The organism is uncultured Bradyrhizobium sp., assembly GCF_936943645.1.
Lineage (GTDB): Bacteria > Pseudomonadota > Alphaproteobacteria > Rhizobiales > Xanthobacteraceae > Bradyrhizobium.
This window is the reverse complement of the sequence record NZ_CAKZJO010000054.1, coordinates 26,863-52,762: the sequence shown is the minus strand read 5'-3', so window position 1 is coordinate 52,762 and position 25,900 is coordinate 26,863. Positions and strand designations below refer to the sequence as shown.

18 protein-coding genes are annotated in these 25,900 nt (G+C 57.2%); 7 read left to right on the top strand and 11 right to left on the bottom strand.

Features of this window, described 5'->3' with window-relative positions; all coding sequences use genetic code 11:
- The first annotated feature begins 23 nt into the window (after nucleotides 1-23).
- From Q0743_RS13570 to Q0743_RS13560, 3 genes are all read left to right on the top strand, one after another.
- Nucleotides 24-3,911: a hypothetical protein gene (locus Q0743_RS13570; RefSeq protein ID WP_298242043.1), complete on the top strand. Its 3,888-nt coding sequence runs from the start codon at nucleotides 24-26 to the stop codon at nucleotides 3,909-3,911.
- An 18-nt stretch (nucleotides 3,912-3,929) separates the two neighbouring features.
- Nucleotides 3,930-5,465 carry a hypothetical protein gene (locus Q0743_RS13565; RefSeq protein WP_298242042.1) on the top strand — a complete coding sequence of 512 codons (1,536 nt, stop codon included), beginning with the start codon at nucleotides 3,930-3,932 and terminating at the stop codon, nucleotides 5,463-5,465.
- A 145-nt stretch (nucleotides 5,466-5,610) separates the two neighbouring features.
- Complete coding sequence (locus tag Q0743_RS13560; protein ID WP_298242041.1) at nucleotides 5,611-7,038, top strand: HEPN domain-containing protein; 1,428 nt, start codon at nucleotides 5,611-5,613, stop codon at nucleotides 7,036-7,038.
- Here Q0743_RS13560 and Q0743_RS13555 read toward each other — a convergent pair.
- Genes Q0743_RS13555 through Q0743_RS13545 form a run of 3 tightly spaced genes read right to left on the bottom strand, consistent with a single transcriptional unit; the run spans nucleotide 7,006 to nucleotide 9,374 of the window.
- Entirely contained in the window at nucleotides 7,006-7,260 is a 255-nt protein-coding gene (locus Q0743_RS13555; protein ID WP_298242040.1) for a hypothetical protein, read from the bottom strand. The two genes, Q0743_RS13560 and Q0743_RS13555, sit on opposite strands and share 33 nt — an antisense overlap.
- Nucleotides 7,261-7,275: 15 nt before the next feature.
- Nucleotides 7,276-8,979, bottom strand: a complete 1,704-nt coding sequence (locus Q0743_RS13550; protein WP_298242039.1) for a type I restriction enzyme HsdR N-terminal domain-containing protein — start codon at nucleotides 8,977-8,979, stop codon at nucleotides 7,276-7,278.
- Nucleotides 8,980-9,020: 41 nt separating this feature from the next.
- Entirely contained in the window at nucleotides 9,021-9,374 is a 354-nt protein-coding gene (locus Q0743_RS13545) for a hypothetical protein (protein WP_298242038.1), read from the bottom strand.
- A 242-nt stretch (nucleotides 9,375-9,616) separates the two neighbouring features.
- On the opposite strand from Q0743_RS13545, the gene Q0743_RS13540 reads away from it, so the two are divergent.
- The 3 genes from Q0743_RS13540 (at nucleotide 9,617) to Q0743_RS13530 (ending at nucleotide 12,498) form a co-directional block, all read left to right on the top strand.
- Nucleotides 9,617-10,198: a hypothetical protein gene (locus tag Q0743_RS13540; RefSeq protein WP_298242037.1), complete on the top strand. Its 582-nt coding sequence runs from the start codon at nucleotides 9,617-9,619 to the stop codon at nucleotides 10,196-10,198.
- A 96-nt stretch (nucleotides 10,199-10,294) separates the two neighbouring features.
- On the top strand, nucleotides 10,295-12,043 hold the full coding sequence (locus Q0743_RS13535) for an SIR2 family protein (RefSeq protein WP_298242036.1): 1,749 nt from the start codon (nucleotides 10,295-10,297) through the stop codon (nucleotides 12,041-12,043).
- 173 nt (nucleotides 12,044-12,216) lie between these two features.
- The gene (locus tag Q0743_RS13530; RefSeq protein ID WP_298242035.1) at nucleotides 12,217-12,498 is read left to right on the top strand and encodes a hypothetical protein; all 282 of its coding nucleotides are present in this window, start codon (nucleotides 12,217-12,219) and stop codon (nucleotides 12,496-12,498) included.
- A gap of 466 nt (nucleotides 12,499-12,964) precedes the next feature.
- Here the strand turns inward: Q0743_RS13530 and Q0743_RS13525 are convergent, their stop codons facing one another.
- The 8 genes from Q0743_RS13525 to Q0743_RS13490 form a co-directional block, all read right to left on the bottom strand.
- Nucleotides 12,965-13,546, bottom strand: coding sequence for a hypothetical protein (locus Q0743_RS13525; RefSeq protein ID WP_298242034.1), 582 nt, complete (start codon nucleotides 13,544-13,546; stop codon nucleotides 12,965-12,967).
- Between the two features lie 6 nt (nucleotides 13,547-13,552).
- Nucleotides 13,553-14,194 carry a hypothetical protein gene (locus Q0743_RS13520; RefSeq protein ID WP_298242033.1) on the bottom strand — a complete coding sequence of 214 codons (642 nt, stop codon included), beginning with the start codon at nucleotides 14,192-14,194 and terminating at the stop codon, nucleotides 13,553-13,555.
- Between the two features lie 125 nt (nucleotides 14,195-14,319).
- Nucleotides 14,320-20,706, bottom strand: coding sequence for a hypothetical protein (locus Q0743_RS13515; protein WP_298242032.1), 6,387 nt, complete (start codon nucleotides 20,704-20,706; stop codon nucleotides 14,320-14,322).
- On the bottom strand, nucleotides 20,703-21,365 hold the full coding sequence (locus Q0743_RS13510; protein ID WP_298242031.1) for a hypothetical protein: 663 nt from the start codon (nucleotides 21,363-21,365) through the stop codon (nucleotides 20,703-20,705). Before Q0743_RS13510 ends, Q0743_RS13515 begins: the two co-directional genes overlap by 4 nt.
- Before the next feature lie 217 nt (nucleotides 21,366-21,582).
- The gene (locus Q0743_RS13505) at nucleotides 21,583-22,713 is read right to left on the bottom strand and encodes a hypothetical protein (RefSeq protein ID WP_298242030.1); all 1,131 of its coding nucleotides are present in this window, start codon (nucleotides 22,711-22,713) and stop codon (nucleotides 21,583-21,585) included.
- Nucleotides 22,714-22,715: 2 nt separating this feature from the next.
- Complete coding sequence (locus Q0743_RS13500) at nucleotides 22,716-24,155, bottom strand: MBOAT family O-acyltransferase (RefSeq protein ID WP_298242029.1); 1,440 nt, start codon at nucleotides 24,153-24,155, stop codon at nucleotides 22,716-22,718.
- Nucleotides 24,156-24,291: 136 nt separating this feature from the next.
- The gene (locus tag Q0743_RS13495; protein WP_298242028.1) at nucleotides 24,292-24,582 is read right to left on the bottom strand and encodes a helix-turn-helix transcriptional regulator; all 291 of its coding nucleotides are present in this window, start codon (nucleotides 24,580-24,582) and stop codon (nucleotides 24,292-24,294) included.
- Nucleotides 24,560-25,285, bottom strand: coding sequence for a site-specific integrase (locus tag Q0743_RS13490; RefSeq protein WP_298242027.1), 726 nt, complete (start codon nucleotides 25,283-25,285; stop codon nucleotides 24,560-24,562). Before Q0743_RS13490 ends, Q0743_RS13495 begins: the two co-directional genes overlap by 23 nt.
- A 141-nt stretch (nucleotides 25,286-25,426) precedes the next feature.
- Here Q0743_RS13490 and Q0743_RS13485 point away from each other — a divergent pair, with 141 nt between their 5' ends.
- Nucleotides 25,427-25,888, top strand: coding sequence for a hypothetical protein (locus Q0743_RS13485; protein WP_298242026.1), 462 nt, complete (start codon nucleotides 25,427-25,429; stop codon nucleotides 25,886-25,888).
- Nucleotides 25,889-25,900 lie beyond the last annotated feature (12 nt).

The following is a 25,900-nucleotide window of genomic DNA, read 5'->3' as shown; positions in this document are numbered from 1 at the left end:
AATCAAGGAACAAATTCAGGCGGATGACGAAGCGGCCTGTGGAGAATTGCTCCAATCCCGCAGGGCTGTTTGACGTAGTTTCAGGTCCTTCTTATTTTCAACCTATGTTTGAAATCACGCGCGATGACATCGCAGCACTCGATGACGAGGACCTGCGGACGCTGATCGGCCTCTTGTGCGAGGCGGAACTGCGACGCGCAAACCTGCCTGTTTCTGCCGTCACCTGGGGCGGCAATCAGACGGCCAAGGATGGCGGGCTCGATGTGCGGGTGTCCTTGGCCCCCGGAACGGCCATCGCGGGCTTCGTCCCGAGAGCGGCTACAGGCTTTCAGGTCAAGAAGCCGGATATGCCAGCCTCTGAAATTACAAAGGAGATGCGGCCAGGTGGCGATCTGCGCCCGGTGATCGCCGAGCTGGCGACGGCGGAGGGGGCTTATGTTATTGTGAGCGCGACCGGGTCGACGGCGGATGCAGCGCTCAGCAGTCGGCGACAGGCAATGGCGGAGGCCGTGAAAGATTGCCCGGACGCCACCAAGCTTCATCTAGAGTTTTATGACCGGAACCGGGTCGCCAGCTGGGTGCGCGATCATGCTGGTCTTATCCCTTGGGCGCGTTCCAAAGTCGGAAAATCGGTGCCCGGCTGGCGTTCCTATGGCGGCTGGTCACGTGTGCCCGCAGGAGCGGACAAGACCTACTTCGTTGATGACAAAGCGCGGATAAAAACCGGCAACAAGGATGACGGCGACGGCTTGTCAGCCGTTGCGGGCATCAACCGGATTCGGGATGCGCTGAGACGCCCCGGGCAAGTCGTGCGGCTGGTTGGCCTTTCGGGCGTTGGAAAGACCCGCCTCGTAGAAGCGCTCTTTGAATCCGGGATTGGCGCGAATGCACTCGATCCGTCGTTGGCCATCTATACCGACATCGCCGATGGCCCCGATCCTCAACCTCGCGGCCTTGCATCGGATCTCATCGCTTCGGGAACGCGCGCGATCCTCGTGATCGACAACTGCCCGCCCGAGATTCACAAGCAGCTTTCCGACGTCGCTCAAGCCTCCGGAACGACGATCAGTGTCATCACGGTTGAATACGACATCCGCGAAGATCAGCCGGAAGGCACGGATGTCTTTTCCTTGGAGACATCGTCGCCTGAACTCATCGAAAAGCTCGTACGCGCGCGATTTGCGGATGTATCGCAGATCAACGCGCGAACGATTGCAGAGTTCTCGGGCGGAAATGCGCGCATCGCGCTAGCGGTTGCCAGCACCGTGAAGAAGTCCGAGACGATTTCGAGCCTCAACAGCGCCGAGCTGTTTACGCGCCTCTTCCAGCAGCGCCACCAACATGACGCTGATCTCCAGAAAATCGCTGAGGCCTGTTCACTGGTCTATTCATTTCAGGGCGAGCTTCTGTCGGGCGAAGAAGCTGAGCTACCGGTGCTGGGCGGTGTGATTGGAAAAAGCGCCCAGGACGTGTTCACGGCAGTCGCCGAACTCAAGCGCCGCGATCTTTTGCAGCAGCGCGGGCCGTGGCGGGCCATCTTGCCCCACGCCATCGCGAATCGCCTTGCGGAGAGGGCGCTCCAGAATATTCCCTACAGCGTGATCGAAGGCGCGCTTGTTAATGGATCGGCACGTTTGCTCCGCTCCTTCTCACGACGCTTGGGATATTTGAGCGGCAGTAAGCAGGCGCAAGCAATCGTACAGGGGTGGCTTGGTCCCGGCGGCATGCTCGCCAATATCGTAAACCTAAACGAGCTCGGCCGTGGCGTGTTCACGAATGTCGCGCCCGTCTTTCCCGAGGCGACGCTGGCGGCGCTCGAAGCGGTATTCGGCAATGCCAGCAAGGAAGAGCTTCTCGTTGGCGGGAATTACATTCGGCTCGTTCATGCGTTGGCTTATGACTCTGCATTGTTTGAACGGGCGGCGAAATTGTTGTGCAAGTTTGCCGAGGTGCTTGATGAGAACAATGTCGACGGGGAGGCCGTTCGTGCCTTCACGCCCCTCTTCTCCATTGTGCTTTCGGGAACCCACGCACCGCTCGCGATGCGTTTGAAGGTGCTGTATGGGTTGCTGAAGTCGGATAAAAGTGTCGAACGCCAGCTTGGCCTGAAAGGCCTAGAAGCGGCGATGAAAACGCAACATTTCACTCCATACGCGCCATTTGAGTTCGGTGGCCGTTCGCGCGATTTCGGGCACCACCCGAAAGACGGTGCGGAAGTCGGAGATTGGTTTGAGCAGGTGCTGACCTTTGCCGAGCCATTTGCGCTTGGCAATAGCGCTATGGCGGCTCCCGTTCGGAAAGCAATTGCTGGAAAGTTTCGTGGGCTTTGGACGCATGTCAGCAGGTACGATGCCCTTGAGCGTATTGCGAAGGCGGCGGCGGGCGACGGTTTCTGGCGCGATGGCTGGGTAGCCGCGCGTCAGACTCGGCAATCCAACGGGAATACCCTGAAGGAAGCAGGCCGCGACCGGTTGACGGCGCTAGAAGCCTATTTGCGTCCAAAGAACCTCGTGAACAGTGTGCGCGGAATGGTTCTTGGGCAAAGGAACGGAAACCTCGACCTCGAAGACTTCGAAGATGAGGACGATGACGAAGCCTCCACGACCGAGCGAATGGCGCGCGCTGCCGCAACCATCGAAGAGCTGGGAAAAAGTGTCGCGACGGACGATGAAGCATTGTCAACCTTGCTGTCAGAGCTAATTAGCGGGTCAGGCAAATTATCGAGTTTCGGGCGTGGCCTCGGTCTCGGCGCGTCCTCACCAAGAGCGATTTGGGACAAGCTTGCGGGCGCGCTCAAAGATGCCGAAAAACCGAACATGCAGGTTTTGCAAGGGTTTTTGCACGGCCTCGCCGGGATCGACTTAACAACAACGAATGCGTTTCTTGATGAGGCTGTCACTCACCCCGTATTGTGCGAATGGTTCCCCGACCTTCAGGCGAGTATACCAATCGATGCAGTCGGAGCGCGTCGGTTGCTGGCGGCACTGGCGCTCGGGAAGGCTCCGGTTGGCAATTTCTTCGTGCTGGTCTACGGCGCCGTGTGCGAGCCGATCCCGGGACCTGACTTCCGGGATCTGATGCTCGCCATTGGAGCGAAGCCGGACGGCAACCGGATTGCCCTCGAAATATTATCGATGCGGCTCCACTCAGATGGGAATGCCAAACGTGAGCCGCTACCGGAAACCGTCGAGGCCGGCCGCATCTTGCTTGAGCAATATACCTTCAAGAGACGCGGCAACCAAGCCGACCACGATGACTACAAGCTCGGGGTCGTCTCATCGAAGTGCTTGGTCGGGCCGGCCGGCGCTCCTGTCGCGCAAAAACTGTGGCGGGACATGAAAGCGGCGGTGGACAGCTATGATGCCTATGGCTGGGAACAAGACGATTTATTGAAGGCCTTGTTCAAGCGGCACCCCGTGGCCATGCTCGACGAGCTTGCTAGTGGCGATGACAAGGATCGGCGAAAAAGCATCGCATTGATTCACGAGACGATGGAGCATGGGCGCCATCCATTGAGTGTGCTCGACGACGCAACGTTGCTCGAATGGGCCGAAAAAGACCCAAAGGTGCGGTTTCCTTTTGCGGCTGGCATTGCGCTCCTGTTTGATCGTGTGAACGAGCAGGCACAGCACGAGTGGCGCCCCATCGCCGCGCAGCTCTTGGCGCGCGCGCCCGATCCGGTCTTGATCTTTAACGAAATCAAGTCACGCCTCTGGCCTCGGAGCTGGAGCGGATCGCTCGCTTCGAAATTTGAATCCCGGCTGCAATTGCTGGAAAAGCTGGAGATCGGCACCCGACCAGAGCTGCTGGTTGCATTTCAAGAGCTTCGGGCGGAACTGGTCGAGACTATCGCCAAGCAGCGTGAGCGAGAGCTGCAGGAAGATCGAGCTGAGAGTGAGCGGTTTGAATGAGCGGCACCCATCCTTCCCATGCGATCTAAATTCGCAAAACTTCCCAAGACCCGCGCCGAGGCCATCCGGCTCGGCATCGACCGGTTTTTCACGGGCAAGCCCTGCCGCAGGGGCCATCTTGCTCCCCGGTATGTAAGCAGCCCGAATTGCGCGACATGCCTTGTCGAGCATGCTCGTAAGAATGGAGGATGGAAAGCGCGGCCGGATAAGAGCGCGTTCCTGAATTTGATAGCGGAACGCGTCGAGAAACGCGGTGGTATGCTGCTGTCGAAGAAATACGTATCCGCCAAGACCAAAATCCGCGTTCGGTGTGATCGAGGCCACTTCTTCGCGGTGACAGCGGATAATCTCCGGCAAGGGCGTTGGTGTCCAAAGTGCAAATTCGAAGACCACGCGGAACGCCAACAGGAAAAATTCTTGACGCTCGCCCAGTTGAACAACATCGCGCGCGAGCGATTTGGCGGCTCCTGCCTCGCGGAGAAGTCGGTTTCCTCGCACACACGGGTAGCGTGGAAGTGCAGCATCGCGGCGCATAAGCCGTTTCGCGCAGCCATTTCAAACGTGGTGCACCAAAATAACTGGTGCCCGGCATGTGACGCGGTGCGGCGAAAGCTGTACCCGCCCAAGCCAGCCGTCCCGCGAGCCGTTGTCGAAGGGCGCATCGCTGCGCGCGGCGGCCGTATTGTTAAGATCGTGGGGCGCAACAAATGGCAAGGCCTTGGAACGCGTCTGCGCGTCGCATGTGCCAATGCACATGAGTGGGAAGTCGACGCGAACAGCTTAATCCATTCCGGTAGCTGGTGCCCATATTGCGGGCCAAAAGGTGAGCGGATTGTTCGGGGTATTTTCGAAGCAACGTTCAGCGACGTGTTCCCCAAGGCCCGGCCACCGTGGCTTGCGCATGCAACAGGACGCAAGCTCGAACTAGACGGATATTCGGAGAAGCGTGGGCTCGCCTTCGAGTATCAGGGGCCGCATCACGATGAACAAGCGAGCGTACGCGCGACTGACGCGCTCAAGCGGGCGGCATGTCTTGCGAACGGCGTGACCCTGATTGAGGTGGCGGCGGTTAAGCGGCCGTTCCCGCCAGAGAACGTGCTCGCGAGCGTCGCGCGTTCCTTGCTGGCGGCCGGGCTGAATGAGACCGCGCGATTGCCGAAGGCTGAACTCTTCGGTGCTGAACTCGATGACTTGCGGGCAATCGCGGTTGATCGTGGCGGCCTGCTTGTTTCGAAGCGCTATCTGGGAGGCGAGCGGCATGAATGGAAATGCGCCGTGCCAGGACATCCCACATGGCTGGCAGAGCCATGGCGAATTCGGAACGGGGCGTGGTGTCCCTCCTGCGCAGGCAACCGAAGGCTGGATATTGGCGAACTTCGTCGCTGGGGAGAGGAGCACGGACTTGGTTTGTTGGACAAGAAGTACACTGGAACCCAAACGGTGTACGCTTGGCGCTGTATGAGTCGCAGCCACGTTACTCGCCGCACCAAGGGTAACATCGTCGCTTCGATCCGAAAGGGCCAACTGGCCTGCTCATCGTGTAACCGGCGGTGATAGCGATGGAGAAGCAAACAAGCCTATCGATGGCGCGGAGGTCGACCTGATCGACGTACGCAGCATCCTTAAGGAGATACTTGGGTGGTTTTGTTGGTCCCGACGCAAGGCTGATGGCGCACCGGGCAACGAGAGGTCTCGAAAAGTGCCGAAGCCGAATAAGAAAGCTGCCTGGGTCGAAGACTTGTCCTTCGTTTTTGAAGAGTGCGAGCGCGTTCATAAGCTGATCTCGAATACCCCGCCCGGGGAATTCAAGAACCTATCCCGGAGCGATGTCGGGGGAGATTTGCCGCACCCTGCTGGCCGCGGAAACATGACCTGTAGCACCGCGGGTGTCCGCCGTGTCAGGCATCTCGCCGAGCAAGCGCTCCTCAACAGTGACGCTGGGGGAACGCTTGAGCTGGACCGTGTTTACCGCGCTTTTCGGCAGATCATCGTGGATCGTTTTGTTAAAGACGGTTTGCCGATCGACGAGCGCAACGTCGAGAAAGCGATGTCCTCAGCGGTCAAGGCCGCCAAGCGCGACCGGGCCGACACGATCCACTATCTGCCATGCCGACTCATGTATGCGGCCAAGCCCGACAGCTTTTCGGTTGGGCCCGTGACATTCTTGACTACGAAGCAGTTCAACGAGCGCATGAGTGAGAAGTTGGACGCTTATGCGCGCGGGGACGGCTCCAAAAGTATGAAAGTCGAGGAAGGGTTGCTGGAGGACGCCCGGTACTATTATGACGGGTTCACGTGGGTCGGCCAGGTCGAGATCCTCAATTGTGACGCCGGCGTTTCCAAAATGCGCGGCCAGCTCGCGGTTACCGCCGCGCTCAATTTTATCCATGTCATCTTCGGGTCTTACCACACCGACCGCATGATGGTCGGCGGTCCGCGCATGGAAAATGATCGGCGCGCCCATATTACGCTCAGACTAGACGGCAGTGTTGATGTTTCGACCTCATGGAGCGCCACGTCTGCGGTCGGATTTCATGAAGGGTGGAATGCTTTGCTCGAACGAGAGACTGCCCCACTCCTGATAAGCGCGGCCGGCAAGGCGATCGAACCGATGACGAATCCGGCCGTCAAGCGCCCATTGGCAACGCGGCTAACCGATGCGGTAGGCTGGTTTGGTGATGCAGTACGGGAAGAGTCACCCGCTGCGCAAATAGTCAAGGCGGTCACGGCCCTCGAAGCGCTCGTCATGACAGGCGAACACATCGATATTGCGAGCGAGGTCTCGACCCGAGCCGCCGCTTTGTGCTTCGACCCGGAGCGAGACGGTACCTTCGAAGAAGTGAACAAAGAGATGCTACATGCGTACGACATGCGGTCTAAGCTCGCGCATGGTTCGCTCTCGCCCTTCGATGCCGAGGTGACCCAGTACGCGCCGCAGTGTCTCTATTGGGCTGAGCGCGTGATTGGAGGCGCCTTGGTGCTGTTCGAAAGCCACGGGCTTTTGGATCGCGATCTATCCACCAGGCAGCTCAAAGAGGGAATGACGCGTCTCATCGAGGCGGCCAAGCAGCTTAGCGATGAGAAATCGTTGGCCTTAAAGAACCCCCAGCACGGCGGCACCAGCTGATAGAACGGCGGCAATCCCGGTCCATACCGCGGCATAGGCATTAAGCCGAGAAGACTCATTGAACGCAACTTGCGTGCTTTGGATATAGAGTTCGGGAACATCCGAGATCGATGCCGCGCTGTTGCGGATGGCCACGCGGCTGGCTTTCCACCAATACGCCGCCGCGATGATCGCCGCGGCCAGTCCGAGCAGGGCGGCAGCTATGCTCAAATACCTCGTCATGGTCGCGCTCCTCGCCTACGCCGTTTTCCGGTCGTACCTGTCACGAAGTTCGGCAAATGTCGCTTCGTCGCCCAGAAAGAAACGGTCCGCCAGGAAGCGGTCAGAAGGCCAATCTAGCGTGACATGCGCCTCAATCCCCAACAGGGCCTTCGCTTTGTGTGAGCCAAGTGTTGCGAGAATCTCCACCTCTGCGCGATGTTCTCGAAGAACATAGTCTGTCCATTCCGGCAGCGGGTGAAGAAGACATAATGTCAGATGACCAAGGCAATCGTAACGAACGGAAATGATGCCGGAAGTACGCATGTCGCTGAAATCACGCTCGCGGTAGAGCTTTTGGAAATCCGGGATGCCCCGCAGCAATGTCTTTTCAACATTCCACAATTCGCGGAGCTTGATTTTCGCCACTTCGGGCTTGAATTCGCGCTGTTCTGACAGGCAATCTTTCACAAAGCGATCAATCCCGTTAAGGGCCCAGCCGTCGATAAGCCCGAGAAGTTGACCGGCCGGCGTGGAAACGACTTGCCTGAACGACAATTCATTGCCGTTGTACCGCTCCATGAAGTGACGCATCTCGCCCATCCGCCATTGCGTTTCGTTAGCGAGCGCAGATGCTCTCAAGATACGCCGGATTGCCGAGGCCGCCATGAGAATGATGCGATGCGGTTCGTCATTACGAAAATAGGTCAGGCAAAGCCTCAACAACAAGCGAACGGCGCCTGCGGTGTCGGCGTCCTGATGCTGTCCCTGATTGAGCCACGACGGCAACCCGTTGACATGCGGACGCTGTTTGGCGAGGAAGGCTAGGAAGACGGTCGCCTGTGCGATGTAGGTATCGTTGATCTCGCGTGGCCAGTGCGGGAAGACTTTCGGAAGGACGTAGAACGGGTTCTGCACGGCCCGTGACACGAGATTCCTGAACATGGCGCTCGTTTCAGGGATGCTATGCTCGAAGAATAAATGAACCCAGACGAGATCCTCGAGCGGGGCGGTCTCAAAAAGCTTCTTTCGCTCTTCGCTATCCGAGGGGATGTTTTTGCGATAGTTTTCGATGACGATCGATCGCTTGCCTGCCAAGCGGCCTTCGATCAACGCCTTGAATTCATCGACGCGTTGATAGTTAAATTCCTTGTCGAAAACCTTGTCGATAAGACGTACGACCCGCCGCTTTTGGAAGAACCAAACCTGCATCGGCTCAAGAAGCCGGCGTAGCTTGTCGAATTCGGCTGTGAGGTTTGCTTTGTCGATGTGAAGAACGGGCGCGGTAAGGCTCGCTTCGCGATCAAAGACTTCGATTTTCAAGCCGTCGCATAGGACGACAAGGGCCGCGTTGATTTCGGGGTGGATGGCGTACTCGACCGCCTGGGCCAAATCGTCGTAACCGAAGGCTGCATTGCCGAGGCGTGGACGCTTCGCCTCGACGATCCAGAAATTTTCTTGCCAGAGATGAAAGCGATAGTCCGGAAACTTGTTCTTGTCGAGAAATTCGATCTTGTGGCCCAGGTCGACCGAGAAGTCGGCCCCCTTGTCGTATCCTAGAATCCGAATGATCGGATCTATGATGAATGCCCGGACCTCTGCCTCATTGTAGGCGTCGACGTTGCTATCCTCGATCTTTTTGAGGTTCGCAATGGCGTCTGCGGGGAGCGGCTCCAGCGCCTTGAAGAATTGGCCGAAGTATTCGAACGAGATCGGTTGAGAGTAAGGGTCGTAAATTGGCATCGGATATCGAGAATGGTTGTGATGTGGTAAGGGGCCCACATTCAGTCGTCGAAACCAAAGTCGTCGGCGTTGATCTTGAATGAGCGCGGCTTCACTGATTGGCCAGGTAATCCAAGCCTGACGTCGACTTTAAGTTTCTTGGGTGAGCGAAGGTCGCCTTGCTTGTCGAAATTGAATGTGCCGTCCAGTATGTAGTCGGTCGCTTTGTTGAGCCCGCGCTTCAAACCCATCAGGTAGTAAGACTCCGCGAGCTTGCGGGGATCGCGCACGTCTTTCAGCAACTGATCAAAGTCTGCGCGCGGGCTCCGCGTGTGCTTGACAGCCTGCCCAAGTCTCCTTCCGAGGCGATTGCTCGCGCCTCTCAGGGCCTTTGAAGCTCCTCTTGCATCCGACATGTGGCCTCCTCGATTTACGTGCCGCTTGCAATCTGGAACCAGAGACCGACACGGTCAAACCATTATCCTGAGGGAGTTTCATCAATGAATTCAATGCCAAAAAGGAGCGATTGACTTCGGCCTCCTTAGGAATGTTCTATATTTGTTCCTTTCTTGTCAAGGTTCTCGCCCATGCGCGCACCAGCGGATCGCTCCTCGCGTTATCGGTATCTTGCTGAGTTGGCTGCAGCGGTCCGGCACGCTTGGTCGCCTCGTCGCTGATGGGGCAGCCAGAGCAAAGGCGATTCCCCCCGCCTTGGCGGATTGAGCAAAACCAGGACGCTTTTCGTGTCTTCGACGCGAACGGCATTCTGCTTGCCGTGATCTACTGCCGCGATGATTTGAAGCAATGGTCATTCGGGCACGGGCATCTATCGTCCGACGAAGCACGGCGGATTGCCGGAGCCATCGTGCGATTGCCCGAACTGCTCATGCCGCGGCAAGGCTTCATTCCGCGTGGAGGTGGTCATCCACAATGGAGAAAGAGCCGTCCGTATCACGTTGCGCTTGAAGATGGATACATACGAAAGCACTGGGCGGCGATCGGCGCGATTTGCAGGCTCAATAGCCTTCCGTTCAATGCAACAGGAGAACGTATTCGGGAAGGGGGGCTGTGGTGCGTCTATGAATTTGAGTGGCAGCTCGACGCGGTCCTGTTCTGGACACGGTTTGACGGACGTTGGCTGCGCGGCACCGAGTTCATTTATCCGGAGCCGCCGCAAAATTTGCCGAAGCTAAGAGAACCCCACGGCATGAAGCCGTTTCATCCGCGCGATGCGCGCTGACACAAGAGAAAACTGTTCGGGCCGGCTTTCGTGGCGCAACGAAAGGTTGTATCATCGGGAATATTTCATTAGCGGGCGGGTATTCTGGAAATGTCATTGGACGGGCTGATTGCGCGTGCCGACAAGCGCGTCGTGTCTTTGTCAGACAAGGATGCCATTTCACAGTTGGTAGATATTCTCGAAGACGGCGACGTCACATTCGTTGTTGGTAGTGGCGTTTCGCTCTTTCCTCCAGCGTCCATCGTGAATGGCCAACGCGTTACCGAGGCTATCGCGGCGCACCTTTCCGACGGGCTGCCGAAACAAGAGGTTTTGCGCAAGTACCTTGCCAAGGCTGCATTCGAAGTCATCTTCCAGTATAATGACAACGATGCTGCGGTTCGGAAATGGCTTCTAAAGCTGTTCGCGTCAGACGATCCGAAGAAGCCGAATTCCGTACACCATGCTATTGCGGCTTCCGTGGCACGCAAACCGGCGCACGTCATCACAACCAACTACGATCGCTTTATCGAACGTGCCCTTGTTGAAGCGGATGTATCGGCGAACACGATCCTCACGGAAAGAGACGCGAATTCCACGACGTCGGCGATTCAGTATTTCAAGATTCACGGCTGTACGAGTGATCCGGCCTCGTTGGTTTTCAAACTGGAGCAGGAACGCCCACTCCAAGGCTGGAAGGCGCGGACGTTTCGATCGCTCGTCGAGGGGCGGATTGTTATCGTCATCGGCTATTCGGGAAAGGACTTCGAGATCTGTCCGGCGCTCCTGGAGGGTGGCGCCAAGGCGGTTCTCTGGAATGCCTTCAGTCTCAATCTTGATCAGGGAGAGTTCCCTTCCGAGAACGCGGAACATCTGTTCAGGCACCTTCCGCAGATGTTGTTCTTGAAGGGGGACATGCACGACATCTTCCGCATCAAATCGCAGCGGCCGAGCAATGTGGATGAAGAAATCCTGGAAGAGTTTCTGGCTGATATGACCCCCGGCGGGGTAGCACGCTGGCGAGCTGCGGTGCTCGACGTAATCGGGGCGCCACGTCAAACAAGACAGGTTCTTCGGAACGGAAGGCATAGCTTCGATCCCAAGAGCCGGTTCGAACGTTTGACAGGCGTCGCCTACCGTCGCGGAAAGTATCGGACCGCAATCTACTACGGTGCACGCCTCGCCGCAGCGCGTTCGCATGGCGAGGGCATACATGCATTTGGACTGCGGGCGGGGCTGGACGCCGCTTTCAAGCTGCGTAACCGAGGCAACCATCGTCTTGCAAAGCTTGCCTATGGCGTCGCTGGATGGGGCTGGAGCCGAAGCGAATTCAAGTTACGCCGCGAATACGCAATGAACATGGCGTGGTTCGAAATTCTTGATCTGCTGCGATTTGTCCGGCTTGAACGACGCTTAAGGAGACGTGTCGGCCAGATGGAATCCATCAGCCTGAAGCAAGGACTCTGGGGCTCGTATTATTTGGTGCGGGATGTTGCCGAGGAGATCGGGCTGTCGCCGGAGCCAGGTTCGAAGGCCGTACCGGCAATGCCGTCACAACTCGGTTTCAAGCATATCGGGAGTATTCCGGGCCAACTTGATGCGTTCAAGAACGGGAGGCTCAGGACCGGGGTCTCGTGGTCTCAGTTGGAAGAGGAAATTCAACTCGCGCGTGACACGGAGTTGCATCCCGAACGATGGAAATGTGCCCTGGCCGCGCTTGAGGCTGGCGGATGGTCCGCAAGACAAGACATGGTGCTCCTGGGACACGTGTTCGTGGGCCTTTGGAAGTGCGAGTACACCTCATCATATGAGGCGCGCGTCTTGTGGAGGGCCGTGCGTGCGGTCTCCCGCCGATATTCAAGATAGCCGCCTGACGGAGCGATCGTTGACGATGTGGTTGGTGCGAACTGAAGCATGAGATCAGCATGCATCCGTATGCCGCTTGCTAAAAACAAAGCTGCTTGTCGAAACGTAAACGGGCGACCGGCTATACCTCACGCCGGTCAGGACTCCCACTACCTCTTCGACAAGGAGCAATCATGAAATGCATCGCTGAACAGGGCGGAAGCTCGCCCGCAATGGTTTTATGCAGCATTACGCAACGTGAAATGCCGCCGCCTGCACCGGAATCCCTCGACCAGAAGGGAGCGATGGAATTGGCCAAGCGTCTTGAAGCTTACTGGCACAGAGAGGGCTATCCAGCGGCGCGCTTTTGGGCCGAACCGATTGTCGAGCGGTTCGAGAAAGTTGGGACATACGAACTCTATCGGGTGGTCTGCAACCTGAAGAACGGCCTTCCGCCCCGCTATCGCGACGAATAGGAGCGCTTGAAGCGCCAGGGACCGGCCGGTGAGCGCAAACCATGCGCTCGTGTCTTCGGAATGAAGCGCGTTTCACCGTTGCCGCCGCTGTAAAGCGACCGGCCGGACGTCCTGGCTCACGCTTACGAATACAGCCGCTTATGTGGTTAAAACCGCCATCTCCCATTACTTTCAGGGTTGAGGCGTAGAATGGTCCCAGCAACACGACGGGAGGACCATGAAGAGTTACGGCCAATGGCTTTTAGAGCAGCACCGCGCAGGTCTGCCGACGAACGTACCGCCGCCTCCAACAGTCGAGCCCTACGAAGTCTGGTTCAAGCGCATGCGCGGTCTCGGCGAAGCTGCTCCGGCGCCCAGTACTGAGCCGCCTCGCGCAATCTCGCATGCGGCCCCCACTACACCAGTCGCTTCACGGCAGCCGTCACCGTTTCGGGGGATGCCTGCGAACCGTCTTGGCTAGCTAGGCTCAAAGCAGCTTCTCCTGCCAGAGCACGCAGATCTCCTGGAAGTCGGCGGAGTACTTGGCTTTGATCGCGGCAATCTTGGCCTCCGTCTCTTTCTGTAGGACGCCGTAGTTGCTCATATTTAGATAGATCACCAGCTTGCACTTCTTGCCGTAGCCCTTTTGTTTTTTCCGTTTGATGGCCTTCTCAAGCTGCACCGGAATATCGAGGGCACGGCGCCGCCAGTCTTCATTACCACCATCGAGAGGCTTCCCGCCTTCTTTGTATTCGTCGCCCCGCTTGCGGCCTTCTTCCATCACCTCTGTCGCCTCGATGTTGATGGGTTGCTCGGGCGTGCCGGTCTGGCCATCCGGCCATTGCTCGGTGGACTTCGCTAACCGGACCTTTTCCGTCGGGCGATACCGCGTAAAGGTCTCGATCGTCATGGCGTCACGTAGGAATTGTGTTTCGTTTCGATTGAACAGCGCTTCGCTATCGACCGCATCTGCAAGCTCGTCGATCCTGGCCTTGAATTGCTCGGGCGTTTGCCAGGCCTCAAGCGCCTTCCGGCCTTCCGCCAGTTTGACAAGGTCGAGCTCTGCCATATCCGTCTAGTCCGCCTGTTTCTCGTTTTGGCGGACGTCTCCGAAGGCTTCTTTTATGTAGTTCTGCACAACGATCGCGGTGAACACCGTCGACGGTCCCTTGAACCAGTCGAACCACATGTACAACGGCCCAGCCACAAAGTTGGCAACAGTGGCGTTCCACAGGCTTTCGGACCAGTCATGGGCACCCCATTCCTGATTGAGGACGCCCCACGCGTGCCACCATACGGCGAGCATTGCCAAAACGGCCATGGTGGAGCCGAGCATCTCCAGCCGCTCCGCCCGCAGCGCCACATCGAACTCCGCGTCTTCGTACTTGCCGATAAATCTGCCGAAGACCGAGCCGAGTACGGCGGTGGCCACGATCGCCCCGGCAGCAAGGGCCGCGCCACCTTCCCAAGGCCAACGGTACAGATGAGTGCCGATCTTGCCCCAGAAATAGATCAGGGCAGCAGCGCCGCCGCCCGCAACGACGAGACTAATATTCCGCTCCCAGCCTGAGGCTTCGCGAGGCGATCCCTGCGTCAGCGGGCGCTTGTCCTCAACGGGGACGAAAAGCCCGATAAACCTAACGAAGGCGCCGCCCAATATCCAGAAACCGATCCCGGTCCCAAGCGTCCCGGCCACGAGCTCAAACAAAATCGTCATAGCTGCTGCTCCCCATGCCACAGCGCTCCTGCAATGACGGGCAGCTTATCAGCTCTTACCGCTCCGGCAATCCGAAGGTGCGGCAAGATTTCCTGTCTACCCCTCGTAGACCGGGAGGGTGGTGCTTAGGCGTGCAGGTCCCAGTGGGAAATGCCGTGCCCTTGGTGCGGATGGTCCGGCGTAAGTGGCTCACTCGGTGAGGTCGTCTCCGCAGCCGCACCATGCAACGCATCCCACATAAGATCAGCGGCCTGAACGGCGGGCATTTCTGGTGGCGGATGGTTGAGAACATCGGAGGCGAGACCGCTGAAATCAAATCCATGTTCGTTCACGCCGACCTGGCCGGGGGCGCCGCCTACGGCATGTGCGATCGCGTTCTGAAACTCGCCGCTGCGGAACTGGAAATGATCCGGATGATAGGCCGCGCCCTGGCTATCGACGGGCGGATCGACGATCAGCGTCCCGCCATTGCCATCCGATCGGGCCGTGAAACCTCCGACATTCGTGGCCGAGGCAACGTTGATGGTCGCCACCGTGTTTCCGTGATCGGTTACAACGATTTGGCCGCCGCCCGACCCGTTCGGAACAGGCGTCGCCGCAATCGATGAGTCAAACGCCAGCGATGGCAGGTCGAGTATGTCACTCACACCATTGTATGTTGCCAGCGTGTCGCCGTCATGGGTCGTGACGACATTATCCGTGATGATCGTCTCGTCCGTGCCGGTGAGCGTATAAGTCGCGCCCGCGCGAACGTGGACAACATCGTCGTTGCCCTGAATATTGACGTTCGTCGCGTCGGAATTCAGGTAAATGGTGATGCCGGAGCCGAGAACGCCGCTGCCCGAACCGGACAGATTGAAGCTCGCTCCGGCGTTGGCGTAAATGTTGTCGGCATCCCCCGCTACGCTGGTGTTGTGCGTGCTCCCGTCGAGTTCGACGGTCGCGTCCGATGCATGAAGAATATTGCCGTTGCCGGACTTCACCCAGGCGAAGCCGTTCGTGCCAAGGCTGCCCGAGTTGTTGTCGCCGTTAAACACGACGCCATCATACGATCCCCCAGTGAGAGCGTTGTCATGTCCGTTCACGGTCACTGACGATGCGTCGTCGAGATGCACGGCAAGCTTCGAGCCGGTCAGGGTTTCATTCACGTCCCACTGGCCATTGCCGGCGATCGAGATGCTATCTCCATTGTTCGCAGCAATAGCATTTCCGCTGCCGACGATGCGGGCGGTCACGTTGTCATAGGCGTAGACCCATCCGTTCGAGAGATTCACGGTCTCGCCCGCTACGCTGGTCAGCCAAGCCGTGCCCCAGCTCGAATAGCTGAGCGTGTTGTTGACGCCGCCGGTATCCGCGACGCTTGAGCCCTGGCCAGCGGAAATGCTGGCATGATCGGCGTTGGTGAGGCTTATCGTCTCAGCGGCGCCGCCCGTAACGGTATCGTTTGATCCGCCATTAACGGTGACCCAGCCGTTGCTGCCCGCGCTCACGGTGTTGCTGCTTGAGCCATTCAAAGTGACCGCGCTGTAGTCTCCGGCCGTGGATGTATTTCCGTCGCCGGCCATGGTGAGGTTGTCGTATGAGCCGGCATGGACGGCGTTGTGCCCACCGAGCACGTCCATGCGCGACCAGTCCGCCATGGCAGCAGTACCGTAGTTGATGTGGGCCGTATTCGTGACGCCGAACGGACCGTTGCCTCCGGTCGAGATGCTCGCACCATTGTCGGACGCGATGCTGTTACCTGCACCATTGACGCTGACGCCGACGTCGCCACCCGTCTGGATGGCTGCACCGGAACCGTTCACGGTGATGCCGTGGCCCTTGAATATCGTGAGGCCATCATTGGTGCCCAGCGAGACGCTGTCATCCGATCCAAGCAAGGACGGATTGAGGTTGTCGGCTACCGTGATGCTGTCGCCATTGCCAAGGATCGTCGCGGGCGAGTTGGCAGCTGTGACCGCAATGCTCGCATTGGACTGAAGAACGACCGGATCATTCGGGCCCAGTGAGAGCTCCTGAACGGCTCCGGGTATTGCGACGCCTGCCGCGGTAAAGCCATAGACAACCGTATGGCCATCACTCCGCTCAATGACGAGGTCGTGGTCGCCTGAGCCAAGCAGGCTTTGCTGAGCACCTGTGACACTCGCTCCGACAGGAAGCGTGAACACGCTGCCGTCTGCATTCGTGAGCACGGTGCTGGCCAACGCCCGAGGCGCATCGCTGGGCGAAAACTCTAGCACTTGCACCGAGCCATCCTGATTGCCGATGAACAAGTCCTTGTGGCCCGCGGAGAAGAAGCCTTGTGAGTCCTTGAGGATCGTCGCACCAGATGGCAGATAAAAATGACCGCCATCGGGCAGATAAAGCGGCGTGCTGCTGACCGCGCGCGGCGCGTCGGTCGCGCTGAATTCCGTCACCTGAACGGTGCCGTCCGGGTTCAGCCAGAAGATATCATTGCGGCCGCTGCCAAGGAACTGCGACGTGCTGTAGAGCATCGAGGCGCCCTCGGGCAGGTAGAAGTGTCCGCCGTCCGCGTTGTAGAGCGGCGAACTCGCCGTCTCCAGCACACGGTTATTGGGATCGAACTCGATCACCTGAACGGTGCGATCTGGATTGAGAACGAACAGGTCCTGATGGCCTGCCGAGGAGAACCCTTCCGACTGCTTGAGGAATGTCGATCCTGCCGCCAGCGTCAGGTGGCCACCGTCAGCCGAATAGAGTGAGGTATCGGTCTCGCCATTATAGAAAATGGCCTTGCCGGTCGGGTCGATCTCCACCATGTGCAATTGCCCGTTCGGCTCAATCACCGCAAGGTCAGCGCCGCCGGTACCAAGGAAGTTCTTTCCTGCGACGGTGATCTGCGCACCGACAGCCGGGACAAAGGAACTGCCGTCAAAATTGGTGATGGCGTGGTTGACAACCGCCCGCACGGGATCGGCGGGAGCAAAGGTCATGAGCTGGATAGTGCCATCGGCATTGCGGAACAAGAGATCGCGATCGGTGCCATCCGCCATGCCATAGCCGGACGCAAGGTACGTCGAGCCAGCCGGTAGATAGAAGTGGCCACCATCCGGCACATAGAGCGGAATATTCGTTCCGCTGAGCAGCTTACCCGAAGCGTCGAACTCGGCCATGGAAACCTGGCCAGAAGCATCGACGAGCATGAGGTCGCGGCCATTATGACCGAAGAAGCTGCTGCCCGCCGAGAGCACCGACGAGCCTGCGGGAAGAGCAAATGCAGTGCCGTCAACATTCGAAAGGTTTTGCTGGGTGACCAGCGTTCCGGTTGAACTGAAAACGCTGAGGGCCAGATGCCCGTTGTTGTCTTCGACAAGAAGATCGAGATTGCCGTTCCCGGACGGGTCACGGTTCACGCCGACGAGGTGCGGGTTTTGCTCAGCAAGCCGCTGCAGCAGATTTTGAATGGCAATCGCGTCGGTGGCGCCAAGATACGAAGAATACTTGTCTTGATACCAGGCTGCGGCCGAGTGACCGTCATCAAAGTTGCCTGTATAACCCAGCTCCCGGAACGTGTTTTGCCACAGCGTCCAATAAGCATCGGAGTCAATCGGTGGTATCTCCTGGGCCACGTATGTAAATGGCGAACCACTCGGATAGGTTAGTTTAAGCTGCTGGACCGATTGGCCTGACGAATTGAACTCATTGATGAAGATATGCCCGGCGTTGTCCTGCGACACGACGTCATAAAGGCCTAATCCCAGCGCGCTTGGCGTCGCCGAAAGAAACTGTGCGTCCGGCGGCAGGCGGTTGGGCAAATGGGAGAGCAACTGGCGCATACCAGTCTCATCGGCCGTATCAAGGGTTTCGCCAAACGTGCTTTGAAACCAGCTTTCCGGCGTCGAGCCATCGAAGGGGCCTGCATAGCCGAGCGCCCGGAAGGTACTCGTCCACATGGTCGAGTAATCTGCCGTTCCGAAAGCCGGAATGGTTGGCGCAAGATAGGTGAACTGCGACCCGTCGGCATAGGTGAGCGGTGTGGACCCCGTCTCGGCACCCTGGCTGTTGAATTTGATCAGCCGGACCGTACCAGTCGCATCCGTCGCGAATAGATCGGACTCACCTGTCCCAGCGAGACCCTGCGCCGCACCAAGGACCTTCTCTCCGCTGCCCAATGTAAAGGGCGCGTTGCTGCCATTGGTCAGCGCCAGCTTGCTTGTGACGAGCCCGTTGCTGTCGAAGTGATATGCCGTGATGCCGGAGCCGGTATCGACAAAATAGTCCTTCGTTCCCTGTGCAAGGAAGTTCGAGCCCGAGCCAATGACCGCACCGAACTGCGATAGGTTCTCAGGAGTTAAGTAGCCGTATTGATGCAGGGCCGACAGCTCGGGCGCGGTCAGTTTGTCGAGCCCCATGGCCTGAGCCCGGGCCAGTTCCTGCTGCCACGTGGCAAAAAGCGTTGGATCATTTGCCGCTGCGAGCGCGACATCGAAGCTTACGGGGTCTGTAGCGTATGCGCTATACGCTTGCGCAGCACTAAGGTCTGAATAGAAGTCAGTGAGGTTCGCCGCGGTTGATTGCTTTGCCACATAAGCCATGTATGGATCGCCGCCAGCGATCGTAAGCGAACTCATCCATTTGACTGCGGCCGCCTCGATCGCCGCGTTGGGTGTATCGAAAACGTCCGGATACCACTGCGCGTAGTGATTTCCGAATGCGTAAAAGTACTTGTTCTGAAATATGATGAGCGACATTGGCATTTGGTCGTCAGCGACCGTTCCGCCTGTCGCATTCACAAGGTTAGTCATAATCGCATTGAGCGCGTCACCCATGGATTTAGCGGCTTGGATGGGGCCATCATTGTCTTGACCCAATGCAATCTGCTCGAATTTCTGCGTCGAGGAATTCCATGCACCAGCAACGTTGGCATTCGGTCCAACGCTGGGATGACCTCCAAATAGACCGCCGAAGAGAGAGCCAAGGAATTCGCCTACGAACGTGCCGACCCCAGGGATTGGAATCAGTTCGGTGCCTATCACCGCTCCAATCGCTCCGCCGATCTCAGAGCCGGGTCCCACGCGATTGGTGAATAAGAGCTGTTCGAGGGAAGATGCTGCCAACGCAGCACCGGCATTTAGGAACGCCCCGCCTAACAGGTCGCCGAATTGCGACGTCGTCAATGAGCCATTCAGGATTGATGGCCCGATATTGTTTAATACTGTTGCTGAATCTATTCCGAGAAAGTCCGTGGCGATGTATGCCGCCACTTGCTGTGCGGCTACTCCACTCAGAGTCCCGCCGACAAGCGAGCCGAGTTGCGGGGGAAGCCCGATTGTATTGAATAAGTCCGCGCCTTCCTCGCTTCCAAGTATGCCGCCTGCCATGCTTGCCAGAGTGCCGGCCAAGTCTGCATTGAAATCCTGGGGATTGAGCGGATTGGCAGGATGGAGATAGTCGATGCTCGCTTTCGCGAACGCTTCGGCTGCCAACGAAAGTGGGAGATCGTTCTTGATTAAAAACTGCGTGATAATTTGGTCTGCAAGTGTGTTCAGGACAACATTGGTAAATTGCCGTTGTGATATGCCGTTTGCATCGACTTGGGCAATTAGATTGCCCTTTGCATCCATTTGTCTGGTGCCAAGCCACGCATGTGAGACGGGATCGTAGTATTGGGTCGTCGAGATGCCGGCAGGATCGATGGTTTTGTCCGCAATGACGGCCTGCGTCTCTTTGTCATAAACGAGGGTCTCGGTGCTGCTATCCGTCTTCTCGATGACTTTCGATGATAGACTGCCATCGTCATCATAGTTCGTCGTCGCCTTTCCAGTAGACGATTGTTCTATCAGCTGTTTGAGGTTGCCGTTTGGGTCGGAGACAAGTTGTTGCTCAGGAACGCCGTTGGTATCAAGCGGACCAAGATAGACGTGAAGGTTGCCATTGCTATCTACGCTTGTTTGTATACTGCTCGTAGCGCCAAGGCCGTTTTCGTTGGAGAGGGTTTGATATCCGGCGACGAGAAAATCCTTTAGCCAACTACGGGCCTGCATTGCAGCGACAAAGTCATCATTCTGAAGATATGTGTTGTAGACTCCAAGAACCACGCGAGCCTCGCCGACTATTCCGTCAGAAACGATCGCGTTCCATGCGTCCTCACCACCTAATTGGTATGGTACTTCTGCAGTCCATCCGTTGATGCTTAATCCGTAAAAATCGAATACCTGCTTATGGTATGCTTCGATTTGTGCTCCAGTAAGTGTTTGGCCGAAATTCTGCTCGCGAGCGTTGAGGTCAGCTTGCGCGAGACTAAGTTTGATAGACGTTGGATCGATAAATACGTCGTTGCTGTTAGCGTAATTGGCCAAAAAGTTATCGGCGACTAGTCCATCTCCCGTGCCAGACACAACCTTGGCAGCTAAGTTGCCGTAATCCACGCCGTACGAAGCGAGGGTTTGATAATACGTGAGCAGACGTAAGTCTGGCGACCAATCCGTATTGTTGAGGATTGAAGAGAGATTTGAGAGTTGTTGTGAGGAAAGGACGGTCAGCAGGCTCATTTCTCTGCTCCTGCAACGGTGCAAAGTGTGTCAACAAGACGTCGAACTGAAGTCGTTATCCTCGACCATCCGCTTACGAGGTCTTTTCGAAAGTACACATCGTACAGTACTTCATCATGACTAAAGATCGCGTGGCATCCCGGATGAACGTTTGCGTTAGCGTTATCGGCGTCGCACGTGATGTATAAATTGGTAGGCTTAAGCGGCAGGTATAGTTCTGCTTCGCCTGGAGCGACGCGACCTTTCGCCGCCATGGCCTTATAGCGGGAAAGCCCGTGTTCCTTGTGCACGTATTCGAATGGTCCAAATAGAGTTTTGTAGATACGTAAACGGGCGCCTACTTGTTGTTTCGGGGTGAGTATTTCCCGCAAATATATGAGCAACGTCGGAGTGTGGTCGTCTACCGATGCATAACCCATCGCCGGCCACGTCGCGCCGAGCAAGATATCGGTGTCATTCTGCTTCGCACCAAACTCGAGGTACGGTCTTGGAATGGAGCAGTGCCTACCAGCGAGGTCGATCTCGACGGGATGCGCTGACGCGCTCGCGAAAGTCGGCGCAACAGATAGCACGAAGCCGAAGGCGGCTGATGCGGCGAATTGAATAGCCGTCCTGCGGAGTAACCGCTTGTGCTGATGTGATCGGGGAAAGCCAACCAACAACCGCCTCCATCGATAAAAGAATTAGCTAGATGCAATACCACTATAGGTAGAAATATTCCGCGGACGAAAGCAACATAAATCTGTGTTAACGCGAGAGCATACACAGCGATGTCAGCGCGTTAAGTTTCGCCACCTCTGGTGTCGAAAGCCGACAAGGCGCCCATCTCCAATTACAGGCGAGCACCCCGACCCGTCGTCATACAAAGGGCTCTCTCTAGTTCTTTAGAGGCCACATACCGGAACCGAGATTGCGTTCAACAATCTCCATCACGACAACATCCGGCTTCGTTCTGTTGAGCAACTCCGCTGAGGGAAAATCAATCTCCGTCAGCATGTAAATGATCTTGGAAAAATGTGGGATCAGAAACGGGATGAGTGCGTCGCTGAATGAATCTCGGATAAGCAAGAGCACGGGGCCCGGATACCCCGTAACATACGAATGGATCTCCGGGGTCTTGGTCTCCAGAGGAACTCCCGGCGGTCCCTTCTTCGCAGTGAACAGCGGAAAATTCGGATGAATGTATTCGCCAATGCCCAGCATGTTTGCGAGATCGCGCGATCCGAGATGCGGGCGGCTCGGCGAGTACGCATATGTCGGCTCAAAGGCATCGAGCGGGAACGGTTTGACGTGCGGCAGGTTGAGCGCCTCTAGCAAAGCCCGGTAGGCAATGTACGCTCCGTTACCGGTCCAGTGGGTGTCCCAGGGCGTATAATACTCGGACGCTGCATCGTGGTTGCGAAGGGGCTCCCTGACGTCAACGATGTTTTTGAAGCCGTGTGCCCGGGCAAGATCGAGATAAGTGTCTGTCTGGGTCCGCGAGACTGCCGTTAGCCCCTTCGGGAGTTCTTCGGGATATTCGGACTGCTTGTCTGGCGGGACGAAAAGAAAGAGCGGAATACCTGCCTGACGCACGCGATTGATGCGCTGCATCAGCCCGCTAAGCCAAAAGTTCTTCATATCGTCAGTCGGCGGCAATACGCCTCTCACGATACGAAGGCTTGAGCCGCCGTCGTAAAATATCCAACCGTCCTTGCCTTCGACGAGCTGTGAGTTTCCGGAATAGCCCAAGCGGTAGCGAAGATAATTGATCGCACTGATCAGTATCGCGCGGCCCGGCAACTGATCCTGCGCGGCCTTATCGAACTTTGATGGAAACTCGCTCGCTTCCAACCAGTTGCGAGGCAGCGAGGGATACTCTGCCAGTACCCGGTTCTCGGCAAGCTGGATAGGCGGCAGCGGCAGGAAGGGCAAAATGTGGATCAAAGCGATGAACGCAATGACGACAACGATCAACGCACGAGCCTGTTTGAGGAAGCGATCCGATAACTGAATGGCGGGCATCATGGCTAGAACCGGAAGTAGAGAAAGGGATTCAACGTCCCGCTGACGAGAAGTATGACGGAAATGACCATTAGGACTGCCAGGACGACGAGCGGCAATGCATGCACGTAATATGTATCCAGCCGCGGCTCGATTACCGTCGGGTCCCGTCCAATGCGCGGGCGGCCCAGGTGGTCTAAGAGTGAAGGCAGGAATGGCTGCGAGAGGATGAGCCCGAGGATCAACGCCGCCATGGCTTCCGGCGAAAGCCAGAAAATGGGTGGCTCATGGAGTGACCATGTCGGAGGAACGATCAACGCGCGAAGATAGCGCCATGCTTCCTTGATTGTGCTGGCCCGGAAGAAGACCCATCCTACCATCACCACTAGGAGAACATAGAGCCGCTGGAAGAGCGGACTCATTCTGGCAAGCAACCTGCCGATGCAGAACCGCTCTAGGAGCAAGATCATGCCGTGATAGAGGCCCCAGACAACAAATGTCCACGCAGCGCCGTGCCAGAGGCCGGTCAGGAGAAATACGATCACGAGGTTTCGGACAGTCGATAGGGTTGATCCCCGGTTTCCTCCAAGAGGGATGTAGACGTAGTCGCGAAACCAGAACGAGAGAGACATGTTCCAGCGCCGCCAAAAATCCGTGAGACTGCTTGCGGCATAGGGATAGTCAAAATTCTTCGGAAAGCGAAAGCCGAGCATGAATGCAAGGCCGATCGCCATATTGGAGTAACCGCAAAAGTCGAAGAATATCTGCAAAGTGTAGCTTAAGAGTCCGATCCACGCAGAGGCGCCGGTCAGTTGCTCGTGCGGAAGCGCGAACACGGTATCCGCCGGGCCCGCAAGTGTGTTGGCAATCAACACCTTTTGCGCAAGACCGACGATGAAATACTGCAAGCCGAGCCCGAAATGCCCCACGCTAAGTGCGCGGGCATGGAGTTCCTTTCGAATGTCCGCGAACCGCACAATGGGTCCAGCAATAAGGTGCGGAAACATCAAAATATATATTGCGAAGGACGTCGGGGTTTTCTCGGGCTCGACACGCTTTGTGTAGATGTCGGCAAGATAAGAGATCAGCTGAAACGTGAAAAACGAAATGCCCAATATGAGATGCGGATTGAAGGCGGTTACGCTTGGGCGCAGATGCACAATCCCGCTCAGCGCCGTGAGGAAGAAATGAAGGTATTTGAAGTATGCCAATACGGCGACGTTGCCGGATACGCCTGCTATCAGAAGCCATAAGCGCCTGCGGTCCGTGCTGCGCGCGATGGCCAATCCGAGCCAGTAATTAACGCCGATGCTCGCAATCAAGAGAAGGACGTAGAGCTGCTCTCCCCATGTATAGAAAATGACGCTACCCAGCAGCAGCACGGTGTCGCGGACCCGCAGACCGTAATAAGCGGCAAGTAGGATTGGCGCGAAATAAAAGAGAAACGTGATTGAACTGAAGAGCATTGTCGACGTGAAGAAAGGCAGACCGGTGCTGCCTCCGACTTCGAAGACATGAAACGCACCCTTATTTTGATACGAAAGATTCGAGCGTTCTCAAAAGAAGATGTGCCGTTCCTACAAGGGGGCGCGAGTACCTATATTAGGTGTCATCGCCTGGGTTCGCGCCAACGAGTCGACCATTCCTGGGTCGCCAGCGGAAGCGTGGCCATGGCTTTATAACCTCTCCGACCGACATTCCCAGAAACTCGCAGATTTTCACCAGCCGCCCGATCGTGACGCGGTTGGTGGCGTTCTCGTATTTCTGATACTGCGTGACCGACCGCTTGACGTGGTCCGCGATATCCCGCTGCGAATAACCGAGCTGAATGCGTCGCCGCCGAATGTTCTGCGCAACCAGAAGATCGATTTCAGTACGAGAGCGCTGGCCCATGGTGTCCTTGGGCAGGGGGAGACGCACGGTGGTGCCAAAACCGTTCGGCAAAACCAAACTCCTCTGGACCACAGACATTCATGTAGATCGCGGTGGTCGAGAGCCGCGCATGTCCCATCCAGCGTTGGATAAGGTGCAGTGGAACACCGCTCTGCAGGGCGCCCACACCAAACCCATGGCGCAACCCGCGTGGGCACGCTTGTTTACCTGCCACGTGCGCCAGAGCCATGGCGTGCTTGATGTGACGCCATGCGGTCACACGATGCCAGGTCCAAAGACGCTGTTGGGCTGAATGCTCGCCACGTTGCAATCGTCGCAGTCCAAAATGCTGATCCAAGCGCTTGATGAGGCTTGGCGGAATCGGCACCTCACGAACCGTAAACTTGCGCCGTTTGAGCGTGACGATCGTGACCACCCCAGTGTCGATCTGAAAGGACGAGGGCGTCAGCGCGAGCAATTCGCTGACCCTGGCTCCGGTCCACGCCATCAGGATCGCGAAAAGTGACGGTCCAGGTTCCAGGCCATTGGCCGCCGCCAGGAATCGGGCCCTCTCTTCCCGGTTGAGGTATTTCCGCTCGCCGGTAGACCCGTAGAGTTCGCGGTCGCCGGTCGCCCAGCCGGTCCGTGCAACAGTATTCGTCAGACTGTCACAGGCCGATTTGCGACTAGATTCAAGTGCGTGGCCGAGTTGAGGTGGTGTCATTAAGTAAAGCGAAGATAGTTAAAGCCCTTGTACATCAAAAATCTATAGGGCGCAACGTAATGACGAAGAATGTTGCAGTGAAAGTAATGTAAGTAGAAGCACTTAGGCCGGTTTGTGCTATATCTATAGGTGTACTGCACCATGATGTACCGGCCTTCATCATTCAAAAAATCTGCGATCGCGCTGACGACCGGCGCGGTGATTGCCGCTGCTGCGGCATTCCCTGCAGCCGCCCAGCAAGCTTCGAACGTCCAAGGCTCTCCTGCCTGCGAGAACATTTCGAGCGCCTCGGGAGCCATCAAATGCGAGATCAGGGAATCTGAACGCCGTACTCAAGTTTTGAAAGAGCGCGGAATTGCTGCTGATGCCCGTGCTGCTGCTGCCGATGCGCGCGCCGCCGAAGCGGACAAGCAGTTAGCCAAGGTTGACGCCGCCAAAGCCTGCTTCGAGTTCGTGAAGAAGGGCGTCGCAGAGAAGTCCTTCACCAAAGAAGACGTTCTGGCTTCAGTCGGTGGCCGGATTACAATTGAAAATGCATGCGCTGCGGCGAACAAATTTGGGTTTGACCGCCGCGCGGCCAATGCGCAACCCGTTGTTCGCTAGACTAGCTCCAGC

Bases quoted from the DNA above. Each gene is read 5' to 3' on its own strand.
- Q0743_RS13570 (WP_298242043.1), top strand. From the start codon at position 24: ATGACGAAGCGGCCTGTGGAGAATTGCTCCAATCCCGCAGGGCTGTTT.
- Q0743_RS13565 (WP_298242042.1), top strand. From the start codon at position 3,930: ATGCGATCTAAATTCGCAAAACTTCCCAAGACCCGCGCCGAGGCCATC.
- Q0743_RS13555 (WP_298242040.1), bottom strand. From the start codon at position 7,260: ATGACGAGGTATTTGAGCATAGCTGCCGCCCTGCTCGGACTGGCCGCG.
- Q0743_RS13550 (WP_298242039.1), bottom strand. From the start codon at position 8,979: ATGCCAATTTACGACCCTTACTCTCAACCGATCTCGTTCGAATACTTC.
- Q0743_RS13545 (WP_298242038.1), bottom strand. From the start codon at position 9,374: ATGTCGGATGCAAGAGGAGCTTCAAAGGCCCTGAGAGGCGCGAGCAAT.
- Q0743_RS13530 (WP_298242035.1), top strand. From the start codon at position 12,217: ATGAAATGCATCGCTGAACAGGGCGGAAGCTCGCCCGCAATGGTTTTA.
- Q0743_RS13525 (WP_298242034.1), bottom strand. From the start codon at position 13,546: ATGGCAGAGCTCGACCTTGTCAAACTGGCGGAAGGCCGGAAGGCGCTT.
- Q0743_RS13520 (WP_298242033.1), bottom strand. From the start codon at position 14,194: ATGACGATTTTGTTTGAGCTCGTGGCCGGGACGCTTGGGACCGGGATC.
- Q0743_RS13515 (WP_298242032.1), bottom strand. From the start codon at position 20,706: ATGAGCCTGCTGACCGTCCTTTCCTCACAACAACTCTCAAATCTCTCT.
- Q0743_RS13505 (WP_298242030.1), bottom strand. From the start codon at position 22,713: ATGATGCCCGCCATTCAGTTATCGGATCGCTTCCTCAAACAGGCTCGT.
- Q0743_RS13500 (WP_298242029.1), bottom strand. From the start codon at position 24,155: ATGCTCTTCAGTTCAATCACGTTTCTCTTTTATTTCGCGCCAATCCTA.
- Q0743_RS13495 (WP_298242028.1), bottom strand. From the start codon at position 24,582: ATGGGCCAGCGCTCTCGTACTGAAATCGATCTTCTGGTTGCGCAGAAC.
- Q0743_RS13490 (WP_298242027.1), bottom strand. From the start codon at position 25,285: ATGACACCACCTCAACTCGGCCACGCACTTGAATCTAGTCGCAAATCG.
- Q0743_RS13485 (WP_298242026.1), top strand. From the start codon at position 25,427: ATGATGTACCGGCCTTCATCATTCAAAAAATCTGCGATCGCGCTGACG.